The 13,068-nt window shown below is 56.9% G+C and carries 10 protein-coding genes; 6 read left to right on the top strand and 4 right to left on the bottom strand.

Translation table 11 applies throughout. The features are described 5' to 3' along the window. Positions 1-22 precede the first annotated feature (22 nt). The 3 genes from dnaK (at position 23) to radC (ending at position 4,071) form a co-directional block, all read left to right on the top strand. Positions 23-1,930, top strand: a complete 1,908-nt coding sequence (gene dnaK, locus ACRZ91_RS14270; RefSeq protein WP_170471036.1) for a molecular chaperone DnaK — start codon at positions 23-25, stop codon at positions 1,928-1,930. Between the two features lie 74 nt (positions 1,931-2,004). Further along, positions 2,005-3,156, top strand: a complete 1,152-nt coding sequence (dnaJ, locus tag ACRZ91_RS14265; protein ID WP_010442938.1) for a molecular chaperone DnaJ — start codon at positions 2,005-2,007, stop codon at positions 3,154-3,156. 159 nt (positions 3,157-3,315) lie between these two features. Further along, positions 3,316-4,071, top strand: a complete 756-nt coding sequence (gene radC / locus ACRZ91_RS14260; protein WP_480906453.1) for a RadC family protein — start codon at positions 3,316-3,318, stop codon at positions 4,069-4,071. A 3-nt stretch (positions 4,072-4,074) separates the two neighbouring features. Here the strand turns inward: radC and ACRZ91_RS14255 are convergent, their stop codons facing one another. The 3 genes from ACRZ91_RS14255 to secA form a co-directional block, all read right to left on the bottom strand. Then, positions 4,075-5,631, bottom strand: a complete 1,557-nt coding sequence (locus tag ACRZ91_RS14255) for a substrate-binding domain-containing protein (protein ID WP_480906450.1) — start codon at positions 5,629-5,631, stop codon at positions 4,075-4,077. A 25-nt stretch (positions 5,632-5,656) separates the two neighbouring features. Then, the gene (locus tag ACRZ91_RS14250; protein ID WP_480906447.1) at positions 5,657-6,577 is read right to left on the bottom strand and encodes a hypothetical protein; all 921 of its coding nucleotides are present in this window, start codon (positions 6,575-6,577) and stop codon (positions 5,657-5,659) included. A gap of 100 nt (positions 6,578-6,677) precedes the next feature. After that, the gene (secA, locus tag ACRZ91_RS14245; protein WP_480906444.1) at positions 6,678-9,395 is read right to left on the bottom strand and encodes a preprotein translocase subunit SecA; all 2,718 of its coding nucleotides are present in this window, start codon (positions 9,393-9,395) and stop codon (positions 6,678-6,680) included. Between the two features lie 176 nt (positions 9,396-9,571). Between secA and ACRZ91_RS14240 the strand changes: the two genes are divergently transcribed. Genes ACRZ91_RS14240 through mutT form a run of 3 tightly spaced genes read left to right on the top strand, consistent with a single transcriptional unit; the run spans position 9,572 to position 12,047 of the window. Then, a complete protein-coding gene (locus ACRZ91_RS14240; RefSeq protein ID WP_010442932.1) occupies positions 9,572-10,420 on the top strand; it encodes a peptidylprolyl isomerase in 849 nt (282 codons plus the stop codon). 5 nt (positions 10,421-10,425) lie between these two features. After that, entirely contained in the window at positions 10,426-11,652 is a 1,227-nt protein-coding gene (gene argJ / locus ACRZ91_RS14235; RefSeq protein ID WP_480906441.1) for a bifunctional glutamate N-acetyltransferase/amino-acid acetyltransferase ArgJ, read from the top strand. After that, positions 11,649-12,047 carry an 8-oxo-dGTP diphosphatase MutT gene (mutT, locus tag ACRZ91_RS14230; protein WP_170471024.1) on the top strand — a complete coding sequence of 133 codons (399 nt, stop codon included), beginning with the start codon at positions 11,649-11,651 and terminating at the stop codon, positions 12,045-12,047. Before argJ ends, mutT begins: the two co-directional genes overlap by 4 nt. 57 nt (positions 12,048-12,104) lie before the next feature. Here the strand turns inward: mutT and ACRZ91_RS14225 are convergent, their stop codons facing one another. Beyond that, positions 12,105-13,046: a sterol desaturase family protein gene (locus tag ACRZ91_RS14225; RefSeq protein ID WP_480456997.1), complete on the bottom strand. Its 942-nt coding sequence runs from the start codon at positions 13,044-13,046 to the stop codon at positions 12,105-12,107. Positions 13,047-13,068 lie beyond the last annotated feature (22 nt).

Here is a 13,068-nt window from a genome sequence, read left to right as displayed (position 1 = left end):
TAAATTGAAAGGGATCAAAATTATGGGAAAAGTAATCGGGATTGACCTCGGAACCACCAACTCGTGCGTGGCCATCATGGATGGCTCGCAGCCGAAGGTCATCGAAAACGCCGAAGGGGCGCGGACCACGCCCTCGATCGTCGCCTTCACTGAAGATGAGCGCCTGGTCGGTCAGCCTGCAAAACGTCAGGCGGTCACCAACCCCGACAACACGATCTTTGGCGTCAAGCGCCTGATCGGTCGTCGCGTGGATGATGCAGAAGTCGAAAAAGATAAGAAAATGGTGCCGTACGCCATCGTTGATGGCGGCAATGGCGACGCGTGGGTTGAAGCCCGCGGTGAAAAGTACTCCCCAAGCCAGATCTCGGCCTTCACTCTGGGTAAGATGAAGGAAACCGCAGAAAGCTATCTGGGTGAGGAAGTCACGCAGGCGGTTATCACCGTTCCGGCATACTTCAACGACGCCCAGCGTCAGGCCACCAAAGACGCCGGTAAAATCGCCGGTCTGGAAGTGCTGCGGATTATCAACGAACCGACAGCGGCTGCGCTGGCCTATGGTCTGGACAAAGAAGAAACCCAAACCATCGCGGTCTATGACCTTGGTGGCGGTACCTTCGACGTGACCATTCTGGAAATCGACGACGGCCTGTTCGAGGTCAAATCGACCAACGGTGACACCTTCCTGGGTGGTGAAGACTTTGACATGCGCATCGTCAACTATCTGGCGGATGAGTTCAAAAAGGAACACGGCGTCGATCTGTCTGCCGACAAGATGGCCCTGCAGCGTCTGAAAGAAGCCGCTGAAAAAGCCAAGATCGAACTGTCCTCGACTTCGCAGACCGAAATCAACCAGCCGTTCATCTCGATGGGTTCGAACGGTCAGCCGCTGCACATGGTCATGAAACTGACCCGTGCCAAACTGGAATCGCTGGTTGCGGACCTGATCAAGAAATCGATGAAGCCGTGCCAGGCTGCTCTGAAAGACGCCGGTCTGTCGGCTGCTGACGTGGACGAGGTTGTTCTGGTCGGTGGTATGACCCGGATGCCGAAAGTGATCGAAGAGGTCACCAAGTTCTTCGGTAAAGAGCCGCACAAGGGTGTGAACCCGGACGAAGTTGTTGCCATGGGCGCCGCCATTCAGGCCGGTGTTCTTCAGGGCGACGTCAAAGACGTGGTTCTGTTGGACGTGACCCCGCTGTCACTGGGCATCGAGACCCTGGGTGGCGTGTTCACCCGCCTGATCGACCGCAACACCACGATCCCGACCAAAAAGTCTCAGGTCTTCTCGACCGCCGAGGACAACCAGAACGCCGTAACCATCCGCGTGTTCCAGGGTGAGCGTGAAATGGCTGCGGACAACAAGATCCTGGGTCAGTTCAACCTCGAAGACATCCCGCCCGCACCGCGCGGTATGCCTCAGATTGAGGTTACTTTTGACATCGACGCCAACGGCATTGTCTCGGTTTCGGCCAAAGACAAAGGCACCGGCAAAGAGCAGAAGATCACCATCCAGGCCTCGGGCGGTCTGTCCGATGAGGACATCGAAAAGATGGTCAAGGACGCCGAAGAGAACGCGGAAGCCGACAAGGAACGCCGCGAGCTGGTCGACGCTAAGAACCAGGCGGAAAGCCTCATCCACTCGACCGAAAAGTCGATGGAAGAGCATGCCGACAAGGTTGACCCGACCACCATCGAAGCTATCGAGCTGGCGATTGCCGCGCTGAAGGACGAGCTGGAAACCGAGAATGCCGACAAGATCAAATCCGGCATCCAGAACGTCACCGAAGCCGCCATGAAGCTGGGCGAAGCCATCTACAAGGCGCAAGCCGAAGAGGGTGAGGATGCGCCGGCTGCAGCCGATGAGGCACCGGGTGAAGACGACATTGTCGACGCCGAGTTCGAAGATCTGGACGACGACAAGCGTAACTAACGGGTAACCGGGCCAATTCGGGCCGGTCCGGTTGCCGGGCCGGCCCGATTACGTTGAGGCAGAAGGAAGAACTGATGTCCAAACGCGACTATTACGAAGTGCTCGGCGTGTCCAAGGGCGCTTCGGCGGATGAGATCAAGAAAGGTTTTCGCAAGAAAGCCAAAGAACTGCATCCCGATCGCAACAAGGACAATCCTGATGCCGAAGCGCAGTTCAAAGAGGCCAACGAAGCCTATGATGTGCTGCGCGATGGCGACAAAAAGGCGGCCTATGACCGCTTTGGCCACGCTGCGTTTGAAAACGGTATGGGTGGCGGAGGTCGTCCCGGTGGCGGTTTTGGCGGCCAGGGCGATTTCTCCAGCGCGTTCTCGGACGTTTTCGACGACTTGTTCGGCGACTTCATGGGCGGCCAACGTGGCGGCGGCGGTGGACGTCGTGCAGCCCGCGGATCGGACCTGCGCTATAACCTTCGGGTTTCGCTGGAAGAGGCTTATGCGGGTCTGCAGAAAACTATAAATGTACCGACCGCCGTGGCCTGCTCTTCATGTGAGGGTACTGGGGCTGAGGGTGGGGTTGAACCCACTACCTGTCCAACCTGTTCCGGTATGGGCAAGGTGCGCGCGCAACAAGGCTTCTTCACTGTTGAACGCACTTGTCCGACCTGCTCCGGTTTGGGTCAGATCATCAAGAATCCCTGTAAATCGTGTGGCGGTGCTGGTCGTGTTGAAAAAGATCGCGCGCTATCGGTGAACATTCCAGCGGGCGTTGAAACCGGTACCCGCATCCGTCTTGCCGGTGAAGGCGAGGCTGGCATGCGCGGTGGCCCTCCGGGCGACCTCTATATCTTTGTCGAGGTTTCGGATCATAAACTGTTCGAGCGTGACAGCGTGAACCTATATTGTCGCGTTCCGGTCAGTATGGGTAAAGCGGCGCTGGGTGGCTCGATCGAAGTTCCTACTATTGATGGTGGTCGCGGCCGCGTTCAGATTCCGGCAGGCAGCCAATCCGGGCGTCAGATGCGTTTGCGCGGCAAAGGCATGCCCGCGTTGCGTGGTGGTGGTATCGGCGACATGTTCATCGAACTGGCCGTGGAAACTCCGGTCAATCTGACCAGCCGCCAGAAAGAGCTACTGCGTGAGTTTGACGATTTGGGTGAAGACAATCACCCGGAATCGAAAAGCTTTTTCTCTTCTGTTAAGTCCTTCTGGGATGGCATGAAGGGTTAAACCGGTTAAGCAGGGGGGCTCTGCCCCCATCGCCCTTTGGGCGACTCCCCCGAGATATTTATGGCCAGATGAAGCGGGGGACCCGTGTGTTGCCGATCCGACGGGCAGGGATAAGGCGCGTTAACTTTTCGGAAACCGATTCTGCGTCAGAGTGGGGTTATGACCCAAGACGCCTTTGCCGAAGCCCCCATGCTGTTCGATGCGGACGAAGCACCGGCGCAGCCGCTGCCCGTTGGTCGGTTACCCTCCTACATCAAAGACCATCGCAAGCGGCTGCGCGAAAGGTTCATGTCTGGCGGATCAGCAGCGATGCCGGATTATGAACTGCTGGAGCTGGCTTTGTTCCGATCCATCCCGCGTCAGGACGTGAAACCGCTGGCGCGTGCTCTGATGGATGCGTTTGGCGACTTCAACCGCGTGTTGACGGCGCCTGAGGAACGGCTGCGTCAGATAAAGGGGATCGGGGACACGGTGATTACCGATCTGAAAATTCTTGAGGCCTGCGCTCATCGGATGGCACGAGCGCGGGTGATTCAGCGGCATGTGATTTCGGGCTGGGATGCGCTGCTGGATTATTGCCACACGACGATGGCCCATCGCGAGACCGAGCAGTTTCGGGTGTTTTATCTGGACCGGAAGAATGTACTGATCGCAGATGAAGAGCAGGCGAAGGGCACAGTGGATCACGTACCGGTTTATCCGCGTGAGGTGGCGAAACGCGCGCTGGAGCTGAATGCGTCAGCGTTGATATTGGTGCACAACCATCCCTCAGGTGACCCGACGCCTTCACAATCTGACATCGACATGACCAACCGGATTCAGGATGCTTGCACGGCGCTGGGGCTGACCTTGCACGATCATTTGATTATCGGCAAATCGACAGAATTGAGCTTTCGCGCACAAGGATATCTTTGACCGCTATCGAATCCAGACTTCGACCCGGCGGTTCACCTTGCGGCCCCATTCGGTGTCATCGCAGGCCATTGGCATCGCTTCGCCAAAGCCCTCAACCGCGATCTTGAGACTCGCAGGAATACTCGTTTCGATGGCCGCCAGCACCGCGTTACGAACGGTTTTGGCCCGCTGCAGAGCAATGCGCGTGTTGGATGTGGCAGCCCCGTCGCCATCGCTAAACCCTACAAAAGTCACCTGTCGCGCATCCAGCCTACCGCTTTCCAACACCTGCGCGAGGTGCAGGATATTTGAGCGGGATTGCGCATCGGTTCGCGACGAGCCGGGCTCGAAGCGGAAGGACAAAGATAACCGGGACAGAGGGCGGAGGGTTTCGATCATGCGCTGTAGTTCTTCCAGTCCAACTTCGGTTCCGCCGGTGCTGACGGCATTGACCAGCCGCTCGCCTTGTAACGCCATACCGATGGTCTCGGGTGATTGATCGACAAATCCGACTTGCCGGATCACCATTTGTGCAACGCCACTTTGGGTGTAGGCCAGAAATTGCCGGGCGAGCCGCGGCAATCTTCTTTGCGGCAGGTAGATAAACATAGGTGCGGTGAGCGGGTAGTCCTCGGTCTTTACGGATTGCCTCGTCGCCGAGAGGGTATGACCGCAGCCACCGGTCAGTGGCAACGCTCGCGCTTCGCCCGTCTCAGCAAGGCTGGCGATACCAATTGCGAAAGGATCGCCTGAGATCGCGCGTACAAGATCGCTGTTGCGAGCATGAAACGTAACGTCTGCTGAGATCGGCGCATCGACCGGTGCCAGCAACAGATCCTCTATGGCCTGTGTGAGGCCAGATCCGGCTTTCGGCAGGTACAGAGAAATGGGTGCATCGGGACCGCCAAGATCGGACCAGTTTGTATTTTGTCCCGTGAAGATTTTGGCTAAGTCTGCGGGGGATATCTGACGTATGGGATTGTCGTCAGATACAATCGGAACAATCGCATCCAGTGCCAAGACCCGCGACCGGCGTTCCTGAGTCAGATCACCCAATCCAGCGTCGCGGTTCAACTTAGCCTCGTCCGGCCGAATCTCGCGTTGAGCAAGAACGATATCCGCCGCGCCCTTTGCAAGATCGGCAAACCCTTGAGAGGTGCCGGTCACGGAGAAGGTAAACCTGGCCAAAGGTGTAAAGCGGTCAGGATGACGCAATGTATACTCACGTTGGGTTACGGCAGTCTCTGAAACAGATACCGACAGACCTTCTTGTACGGCAAAACCCTGCACGAGTGCCGGCATCAAAGTTTCTGCCATAACGGATGAACCTGAAAATCGCACTTCGGCGACAAAATCGGTCAGATTGGGGCAAGCTGGTCCATCGCATGTCACGCCTGAGCCATCGATCGTCAGTTCGCCAAACTGCGTATCGACGCGGTAAAACTCACCATCATACCCAAGCAATGTGCCGACGACTTCAATCTTGCCGTCGTGTGAGGTCAGAGTGATGTCTTGCGCGGAGGCTCCCTGTGCCAAGGACAAGGGCAAAAGCGCGACAAATGCCGCACGAAGGATTTTCATTTTGGACCGTTGAATTGCCTGCTGCCTATTTGGCAGCGATTGTCAGGTCTGTGAACAGATTATTCAACACCAGAAAATCACCAGCCGTTTCGCAACCCGGCATATCCAATGTCAGATCGCGGGATCTCAGGCGTTGATCCGCGCGCCATTCCAGCGATTGCACGTTCAGAGGTTTGCCGCAATTGGCCTCGGTGACTTCAGTTTCGACTGATAGGGTGATCGAGCCCGTTTCGGTCGCGGATTGTATCGGGAAGGAATAGACTTCAATATTGCGTGCAATGTCAGAGCCGCCCTGTCCAAGATGGATCACCGAACCCTCACCGCCGGCCTCAGAGCCAGTCCATACGTGGCCTTTTTCTCCGTAGCCTGCGCCGAATTCCAATGCGTGCAACTGCAGCTCTGTCTTACCCTGCCATTGTAGGGCGATCCGGTTGAAGTCGTTGATCTCTGGCACATGCGTTGTGGCAACTGTACCTTTGCCGTCGGGCAGTGAGATCAAGAATATGGCGTATTCGGACAGCGCCGGAACAGTCAGGTTCAAGCCACCAAGCGCATCGGTTTCGGTGTTGAATACCAGCCCGTTATGATGAACTTCGATGGTTGCATTTGCATGGCACGGGGCCTTGACTCGCAACCGTGCATTCGCACCGGGTACAGCCAAAGCGCGCGCGCTTAGATCACAGTTGGATGGCAAACGGCTTTGTTCGGGAGCTGGATGCGAGGATTTTGGTTTAATCTCATTGTGCGCTTCGGTGGGGGAGGAAGAAGTCAGAACAACGCTTTGCAACCCGGCAAGGTCCGCGCCCTGCTCAGAAATCGACGCGACACGCGCGCCGCTTGGATCAGCGCTGAGTTGCTGCGCGGATCCGCTTTGCATCAGATACCCGATGGCCAGGGCGCAGGCAACAGTTCCGCCCGTGGTCACATAGTTCTTTATTACAAACAAGACACCCTCCCCAGTTGAAGGAGCGACTCGTAACTTGCCTCTGAATCAAGGCCAATATGTGGCCTTGAGGCGGACTCATTGTGTTTGAAAGTAGATGACGTTAGGTCAATCTACCGTGGCAATGTTTGAACTTTTTGCCTGAACCACAGGGGCAGGGATCATTGCGCGACGGATTTCCCCAGGTTGTAGGGTCATCTTCGACAAAGCCTGGGCGGGAATCGCCCGAAGCTTGCGCCTCTGCCACTGCTTCGGCCTGTCCCGCCGCCTTATCCACTGCCTGCTGGGCCTGGGCCTGCTGCGCGGCCATCTGTGCCAGCATTTCCTTCTGTTCCTCTTCACTGAGCGGGCGAACGCGCGACAATTGCTGGGTCACGGTTTCACGCAACGAATCGAGCATCCCTTCGAACAACTGGAAGCTTTCGTTCTTGTATTCGTTCAGCGGGTCACGCTGGGCATAGCCTCGGAAAGCCACTACCGAGCGCAAATGTTCCAGCGTCAGAAGATGTTCGCGCCATTTGCCGTCGATGGTTTGCAGCAGAACCTGCTTTTCGATGTTACGCATGTTCTCGGGGCCGAAGGCGACGGCTTTCTGTGCCATCATTTCATCGGCTGCCTTGATCAGGCGTTCGCGGATCTGTTCGTCATCCACTCCCTCTTCGGCGGCCCAGTCCTGAACCGGTGCATCAATGGTAAGTTTGTCCTTGACGGCCTCATGCAGCCCCTCGGTATTCCATTGATCGGCATAGGTTTTCGGCGGCATGTATTCGTCGATCATATCGTCGATTACCTGCTCGCGCATATCCGAAACCACATCCGACAGATCGTCTGCTGACATGATCTCGCGTCGCTGGCTAAACACCACCTTACGCTGGTCATTCATCACGTCGTCAAACTTCAGAACGTTCTTGCGCATGTCGAAGTTGCGACCTTCGACCTTGGACTGCGCCCGTTCAAGCGATTTGTTCACCCAAGGGTGAATGATCGCCTCGCCCTCTTTCATGCCCAGCGTGGTCAGGACCTTGTCCAGACGTTCCGAGCCGAAGATGCGCATCAGGTCATCTTCGAGGCTGAGGTAAAACACCGTGCGGCCCGGGTCACCCTGACGTCCCGAACGTCCGCGAAGCTGGTTGTCGATCCGGCGGCTTTCATGGCGTTCGGACGCCATCACGTAAAGACCGCCAGCCTCTAGCACCTTTTCCTTTTCTTCCGCGTGCTTGGCTTCTTCTGCCGCACGCAACTCGACCGGGTCAGCCTCGGGGTTTTCGGCCAGCGCCTGGAGAACCTTCATCTCGACATTGCCGCCCAGCTGAATATCGGTGCCGCGGCCCGCCATGTTGGTGGCGATGGTCACCGCGCCCAGGCGGCCAGCATCGGCCACAATCTGCGCTTCCTGTTCATGCTGGCGGGCGTTCAGAACGTTGTGTTCGATTCCCTCTTTGTCCAGCATCTGGCTGATCACTTCGGACTTTTCGATCGACGTGGTGCCGACCAGGACCGGTTGACCTTTTTCACCGGCCTTTTTGACCTGTTCGATGATGGCGCCGTATTTCTCACCCGTGGTGCGATAAACTTGATCGTCCTTGTCCTCACGCGCAATCGGCTTGTTGGTCGGAACCTCAACCACGCCCAGTCCATAGATTTCCTGAAATTCCTCGGCCTCGGTCAGTGCTGTGCCGGTCATGCCCGACAACTTGTCGTAAAGGCGGAAATAGTTCTGGAAGGTTACGCTGGCCAGCGTCACGTTCTCGGGCTGAATCTGCACGCCTTCCTTGGCTTCGATGGCCTGATGCAGGCCTTCAGACAGGCGACGACCCGGCATCATCCGACCGGTGAATTCGTCGATCAGCACGACATTCCCATCCCGGACGATATAGTCCTTGTCGCGTTGGAACAGTTTATGCGCGCGCAGGCCCTGATTGACGTGATGCACCACAGTGGTGCTTTCAGGGTCGTACAGCGAATGCCCTTCGGGCAGCAGACCCGCCGAAAGCAGTTGCTGCTCGAGAAACTCGTTGCCTTCATCGGTGAAGGTCACGTTGCGGCTTTTTTCATCCAGAGAATAATGATCGTCCTGCAATGTCGGGATCACCGCATCGATGGCAGTATACAGATCCGACCGGTCCTGCGCAGGCCCCGAGATGATCAGCGGGGTCCGAGCCTCGTCGATCAGGATCGAATCCACTTCATCCACAATCGCGAAATTGTGGTGCTTCTGATAAACCTGCTCCAGATCGGCCTTCATGTTGTCGCGCAGATAGTCGAAGCCGAGCTCGTTGTTTGTGGCATACGTGATGTCGCAGTTATACGCGGCCATTTTCTCGGCATCGGGCTGACCTGTCCAGATCACGCCTGTGGTCATGCCCACGGACGCGAACACCTTGCCCATCCATTCCGAGTCGCGCTTGGCCAGGTATTCGTTCACTGTAACCACATGCACGCCCTTGCCGCTCAGTGCATTCAGATAAGCGGGGAGAGTGGCGACCAAAGTCTTTCCCTCACCCGTCTTCATTTCCGAGATATTGCCCTGATGCAGGAAGATGCCCCCCATCAACTGCACGTCAAAGGCCCGAAGACCCAGCGCGCGCTTGGCCCCTTCGCGGACATTGGCAAAGGCCTCAGGCAGCAGGTCATCCAGATTTTCACCGTCCAGCGCCCGTTTGCGCAGCTCAGCGGTCTTCTCGATCAGGCCTTCGTCGGTCAGTTTCTCGAACTCGGGCTCCATCGCGTTGATCTTTTCGATCAGGGGGCGGGTCGCCTTGATCTTGCGGTCGTTCGGTGTTCCGAACACCTTTTTGGCGAGCGTTCCGAGTCCCAGCATGTTCACTCCAGCGGATCTGTTCTTATCGTGGTTGCGACAGGCTTGCCCACCTTGCGCGCAACCCATAGATACGGGGGGTGAAAGGCGGCCCTGTCCAAGGCTTCAAAGCGATGTAAGCGGCAGGTTCTAAAGTGTCAACGCTGCGCCCTGTCGCGGCAAAGAAATAGGATGATTCCATGCCCAAAGGCCTCACTTTTCTGCCATCGCTGGCGCTTGCTGCCGTGATGGCCCTGCCGTTGGCCGCCGAAACCAAGCCCGATGCATCGACCGTCGTGGCGCGCGTGAATGGTGATGAGATCACATTAGGTCACGTCATCGCCACTGCGTCTGCTCTGCCCGCGCAGTATCAGCAGTTGGAAGACGACGTTCTTTATGACTTCATCCTTGAACAACTGGTCCAGCAACACCTGTTGGGTCAGCAACAGGATGCTCTGAACCCTCTTAACGCATTGCGTCTGGAAAACGAAACGCGGTCCCTGCGTGCGGTACAGACGGTTGAGGCGATCACCGCTGCCGAGGTTACGGATGAAGCAATCCAGGCCGCCTATGATGCGCAGTTTGCCGAATTCGAGGGCGAGGACGAATTCAACGCCAGCCATATTCTGGTTGAAAGCGAAGACGAAGCCAAAGCCATCAAGGCCCAGTTGGACGAGGGCGCGGATTTCGCCGAATTGGCGAAAGAGAAGTCCACCGGCCCCTCGGGACCCAATGGCGGTTCGCTGGGATGGTTCGGTAAAGGTCAGATGGTGCCCGAGTTCGAAAATGCGGTTGTAGCTTTGGAAAAAGGCAGTGTTTCGGAACCCGTCCAGACGCAATTCGGATGGCATTTGGTTGCTCTGAACGACAAACGCAAAACGCAGGCCCCAGAACTGGCCGTCGTGCGCGATGAACTGGCCCAAACCATCCGGCAGGACGCGATTCAGGCCAAGGTCGACGAGTTGACCCAGCAGGCAACGATTGAACGTCCAGCGCTGGAAGGGGTTGGACCCGAGGTCATGCGCCAGATCGAGCTGCTGCAGGAGTAACGCGTGTGGCGACGATCACCAAGGTATCACCATTGGCCCCAGAGGCCTTTCCTGAATTGCCTGCCATCGACGGCGTACGTTTTGCCACGGTTGAGGCGAGCGTCCGCTATCAGGGCCGCACTGACGTAATGATGGCGGTGCTGGATCCGGGCACATCGGTGGCTGGGGTTTTCACCCGTTCAGCCACGCGCGCGGCGCCAGTTCTGGACTGTCAGGACAAGATCGGCGGGCCGTATGATGGGCCTGCGGCAATCCTGGTGAATTCGGGCAATGCCAATGCCTTTACCGGTCATTATGGACAAACCTCGGTGGCCGAGGTGACGCAAGCCGTCGCCAAAGCCACCGGCGTTGCGGCGGAGCGGGTCTTCACCTCTTCCACCGGAGTCATCGGCGAGCCGCTACCCCATGACCGCATCGTCGCCCAGCTTGAGGTCTTGAAATCCGGCCTCAATCGGCACGCCATCGAAGACGCGGCGCGGGCGATCATGACCACGGATACCTTCCCAAAAGGGGCATCCGCGCAGGTTGAGATCGATGGCAAAACAGTCTCTATCGCAGGGATTGCGAAGGGCTCCGGCATGATCGCGCCTGATATGGCGACGATGCTGGTCTATATATTCACCGACGCCCATGTCGAACAATCCGCTCTGCAAGCGATGTTGGGTGCTCAGACAGATCGTACCTTCAACTGCATCACCGTCGACAGCGATACCTCGACCTCTGACAGCCTGCTTCTGTGTGCGACCGGAGCCTCGGGCGTTGATGCCACGGGGAATGACGCGTTTGCGCAGGCACTTGAAGCCGTGATGCTGGACCTCGCGCAGCAAGTGGTGCGCGACGGTGAGGGGGCAACGAAATTCGTAGAAATTCGTGTGACCGGAGCTGCAACGGACGCTGACGCCAAAATCCATGGGCTGGCCATTGCCAACTCGCCTCTGGTCAAAACCGCCATCGCAGGCGAAGACCCGAACTGGGGTCGTATCGTCATGGCCATCGGTAAATCCGGCGCTGCTGCTGACCGCGACCTTCTGAGCATTTCTTTCGGCGACATCCTTGTCGCCGAAAAAGGCTGGGTTAGTCCCGATTACCGCGAGGAAGACGCAGCCGCTTACATGAAAGGCCAAGACCTCGTGATCGCAGTCGATCTGGGATTGGGTGAAGGTAAATCCACCGTTTGGACTTGCGACCTGACCCACGGTTATATCGAGATCAACGCGGATTACCGTTCATGAAAACAATCTTAGTGTCTGCGGTGGCTCTGATCGACATCGAGGGCCGCGTCCTGCTGGCCCAACGCCCCGAAGGCAAATCTATGGCTGGTCTTTGGGAATTCCCAGGGGGCAAAATCGAACCCGGCGAAACCCCTGAGGCTGCGCTGATCCGCGAATTGCACGAGGAGCTGGGCATCGACACCTGGGCGTCGTGCCTCGCGCCCCTGACTTTCGCCAGCCACAGCTATGACGATTTCCACCTGCTAATGCCGCTGTTTGCCTGCCGCAAATGGGAAGGCATCCCGCAATCGAAGGAAGGGCAGGCGCTAAAGTGGGTACGCGCGAATGATCTGAGAAATTACTCGATGCCTGCGGCGGATGTTCCGTTGATCCCGATTTTGCGGGATTGGCTGTAGGCAAAGGGTGAGAGCCATTGTTCCAGAGGGCTACTGGGGCTCACCTCTCAAGTTTGTTCAACTGCGTTGAAATATCCGAGCCGCTTTCATCAGTGGCTCGACATACACGCCGTAGAGTGTCTGATAGTCTTCGGTTTCCGGCCCGATGCCAAACTGTAAATCTTCTCGGCCTTTGGGAACATAGAGCGTACCGCCCATCCGGTCCCAAACCGCCAATCCACCGCCCATGTTTTTGTCCCAATGTTTGGGGTCGCTCGAATGATGGATCTGGTGCATGGCGGGTGATATCAGCCATTTCTCAATACGCGGGCCATAGCTGACCCAGATGGGACTGTGGCGCAAAACACCACCGATGAGGTTGGACCCGAAGAATATGACATTTGCGCCACCGATCTGATAGGCGGTCAGATGATCACCAAACAGACCTATAAAGACACCATTCACGATGGCCGCCGCACCTACTGCACCGAAACCGTAAAATACCGCGTCGAATGGATGGTGCCGCTCGGCGGTTGCAAAGTTCAGATGCTCTGCCGAGTGATGTATCTTGTGGAATTCCCAAAGAAACGGAACTTTGTGCTGCAGATAGTGCATCCACCAGCGCATAAAATCATTCACGACATACAGCGTGACGGTCAGCGCGATGGCGACCCAGACCGAGCCACCCTCGCTTTGAAGGTCTGCACCCAAAGACCGGATACCATCTGCGACGACAGGGGTCAGTTTCCAGAGTGTGTTGACGATCCAATCGAGGGCAAACACAAAGATGATCGGATTGAGAAGAAGGATTACATAATCAATGAAGGCCGAGCGGGATCCCCAGACTTCTTTCTTGAAGAAAACCGAATGAAATCTGCGGTCATCTCCTCCCAATCGATGGGCGACGATTGCGATGCTCATACCACACAGGACATACACCCAAAAATGCCGCAGGTTTGCGTTATCCGCAAAGCCCGAAATTTTGGATATGGCTATCTGAGCCAGTTCTGAAAAGTCCATTCCGCGGTGCCTGTACCAAATT

The sequence above is a fragment of the Ruegeria sp. O11 genome (assembly GCF_056535285.1).
This window is presented reverse-complemented; position numbering and strand designations above follow the sequence as displayed.

What these genes read in the sequence shown, in the direction of transcription:
- dnaK (WP_170471036.1), top strand. Translation starts at nt 23, where the DNA reads ATGGGAAAAGTAATCGGGATTGACCTCGGAACCACCAACTCGTGCGTG.
- dnaJ (WP_010442938.1), top strand. Translation starts at nt 2,005, where the DNA reads ATGTCCAAACGCGACTATTACGAAGTGCTCGGCGTGTCCAAGGGCGCT.
- radC (WP_480906453.1), top strand. Translation starts at nt 3,316, where the DNA reads ATGACCCAAGACGCCTTTGCCGAAGCCCCCATGCTGTTCGATGCGGAC.
- ACRZ91_RS14255 (WP_480906450.1), bottom strand. Translation starts at nt 5,631, where the DNA reads ATGAAAATCCTTCGTGCGGCATTTGTCGCGCTTTTGCCCTTGTCCTTG.
- secA (WP_480906444.1), bottom strand. Translation starts at nt 9,395, where the DNA reads ATGCTGGGACTCGGAACGCTCGCCAAAAAGGTGTTCGGAACACCGAAC.
- ACRZ91_RS14240 (WP_010442932.1), top strand. Translation starts at nt 9,572, where the DNA reads ATGCCCAAAGGCCTCACTTTTCTGCCATCGCTGGCGCTTGCTGCCGTG.
- mutT (WP_170471024.1), top strand. Translation starts at nt 11,649, where the DNA reads ATGAAAACAATCTTAGTGTCTGCGGTGGCTCTGATCGACATCGAGGGC.
- ACRZ91_RS14225 (WP_480456997.1), bottom strand. Translation starts at nt 13,046, where the DNA reads ATGGACTTTTCAGAACTGGCTCAGATAGCCATATCCAAAATTTCGGGC.